Here is a 2,383-nt window from a genome sequence, read left to right on the forward strand (position 1 = left end):
CAGATGCTCGACAGCCGCGGCGCCGCCCCGCCGCCGCCGCGGCTGTCGAGCATCTGCATCTCGTTGGCGACGATCTCGGTGGTGTAGCGGTCCTGGTTGTTCTGGTCCTGCCACTTGCGGGTCTGCAGCCGGCCCTCGACGTAGATCTTGGAGCCCTTGCGCAGGTACTCGCCGGCGATCTCCGCCAGGCGCCCGAAGAAGACCAGGCGGTGCCACTCGGTGCGCTCCTGCTGCTCCCCGGTCTGGCGGTCGCGCCAGCTCTCGGAGGTGGCCAGGGTGACGTTGGCGACGGCGCTGCCCGAGGCCGTATAGCGCACCTCCGGGTCGCGGCCGAGGTTGCCGATGAGGATGACCTTGTTGATGCCTCTGCTCGCCATGGGCCGAGCACCTCCTTTGCCGCTGGGATTGGGTGGATTCGTCGGCTGTGGGCGCCGCCCGCGCTCGCCGGCCTCCGCTGCCGAGGAGCCGGACGGGGGGAGTTCAATCTAAAGGTTTTGGCCGGCGCGCGAAACCGCGAGGGCCCTTCCCGCCCCGCCCGGCGAGCGGCGACGCGGCGACTGACAGGCCGGCGTATAGCGCGGTAGCGTAGTCGATTCCTCCGCCTCCTGCCGCCCCCGAGTGAACATGGATACGATCCGCATCCGCGGCGCACGCACCCACAACCTGCAGGGGATCGACGTCGACATCCCCCGCGGCCGCCTGACGGTGATCACCGGCGTCTCCGGCTCGGGCAAGTCGTCGCTGGCCTTCGACACCCTCTACGCCGAGGGGCAGCGGCGCTACGTCGAGTCGCTCTCGGCCTACGCCCGGCAGTTCCTGTCGATGATGGACAAGCCGGACGTCGACCACATCGACGGGCTCTCGCCGGCGATCTCGGTGGAGCAGAAGTCGGCCTCCCACAACCCGCGCTCGACGGTGGGCACGGTCACCGAGATCCACGACTACCTGCGCCTGCTCTTCGCCCGCGCCGGGGTCCCCTGCTGCCCGGAGCACGGGGCCGCCCTGGAGGCGAGCACGGTCACGCAGATGGTCGACCGCATCCTCGCCGAGCCGGAGGGGACGAAGATGGCGCTGCTCGCACCGCTCGAGCCCGCGCCGCAGGAGCCGGCGCGCACCCTCGAGCAGCTGCGCGCCCAGGGCTTCATCCGCGCCCGGATCGACGGCGAGCTGCTCGAGCTCGACCCGCCGCCAGCGCTCGGCGGCGACGGGCCCCACCGCATCGAGGCGGTGATCGACCGCTTCCGGGTCCGGGCCTCGCTCGCCGCCCGGCTCGCCGACTCCATCGAGACGGCCCTGAGCCTGAGCGAGGGGCTCGTGCGCGCCGCCTGGCTCGACGAGCCGCAGCGCGAGCCGCTGACCTTCTCCGCCCAGCCCGCCTGCCCGAGCTGCGGCTACGCCGTCGAGCCGCTGGAGCCGCGGATGTTCTCCTTCAACAACCCCGACGGCGCCTGCCCGAGCTGCGACGGGCTCGGCGAGCAGCACGCCTTCGACCCCCAGCGCGTGGTCAGCCGCCCGCAGCTGACCCTCGCCGAGGGCGCCATCCGGGGCTGGGACCGGCGCAACCTCTACTACCACGCGACCCTCGAGGGGCTGGCGGCCCACTACGGCTTCGACCTCGAGACGCCGTGGGAGGCGCTGCCCGAGCGGATCCAGCGGATCATCCTCCACGGCTCGGGGGACGAGGCGATCACCTTCCGCTACCCGGGGCCGAGCGGCACGGTCACCCAGGAGCACCCCTTCGAGGGGGTCCTGCCGAGCCTCGAGCGCCGCTACCGCGAGGCCGAGTCGGCCACCGTCCGCGAGGAGCTCGGCCGCTTCCTCACCGTGCGCCCCTGCCCCGAGTGCGGCGGCAGCCGCCTCAACCGCCGGGCCCGCCACGTGTACGTCGGCGACTGGACGCTGCCCGGGCTCACCGCCCTGCCGATCCACGAGGCCCGCGCCGCCTGCGCCGGGCTGAGCCTCACCGGCACCCGGGGCGAGATCGCCCGGCCGGTGCTCGACGAGCTCGTCCAGCGCCTCGGCTTCCTCGAGGACGTCGGCCTCGGCTACCTGACCCTCGAGCGCGGGGCCGCCACCCTCTCCGGCGGCGAGGCGCAGCGCATCCGCCTCGCCAGCCAGCTCGGCGCCGGGCTCGTGGGCGTGCTCTACGTCCTCGACGAGCCCTCCATCGGCCTCCACCCCCGCGACCACGGCCGCCTGCTCGAGACCCTGCGCCGGCTGCGCGATACCGGCAACACGGTGATCGTCGTCGAGCACGAGGCGCAGGCGATCCGCGCCGCCGACCACCTCATCGACATGGGCCCGGCCGCCGGCGAGCACGGCGGCCGGGTGGTCGCCGCCGGCCCGCCGGCGGCGACCGCCGCCGACGAGGCGCCGGTCAGCG

General features: G+C 73.8%; 2 protein-coding genes. One reads left to right on the forward strand and one right to left on the reverse strand.

Going from position 1 to position 2,383, the window contains the following annotated elements; translation table 11 throughout:
* The coding region (gene ssb / locus CKO13_RS11675) for a single-stranded DNA-binding protein (protein ID WP_200261226.1) at nucleotides 1-377 on the reverse strand (377 nt) is incomplete at its 3' end.
* 247 nt (nucleotides 378-624) lie between these two features.
* Here ssb and uvrA point away from each other — a divergent pair.
* On the forward strand, nucleotides 625-2,383 hold a 1,759-nt coding region (gene uvrA / locus CKO13_RS11680), incomplete at its 3' end, for an excinuclease ABC subunit UvrA (RefSeq protein WP_200261228.1).

Origin of the sequence: Halorhodospira neutriphila, from assembly GCF_016584055.1 — a bacterium.
Lineage (GTDB): Bacteria > Pseudomonadota > Gammaproteobacteria > Nitrococcales > Halorhodospiraceae > Halorhodospira > Halorhodospira neutriphila.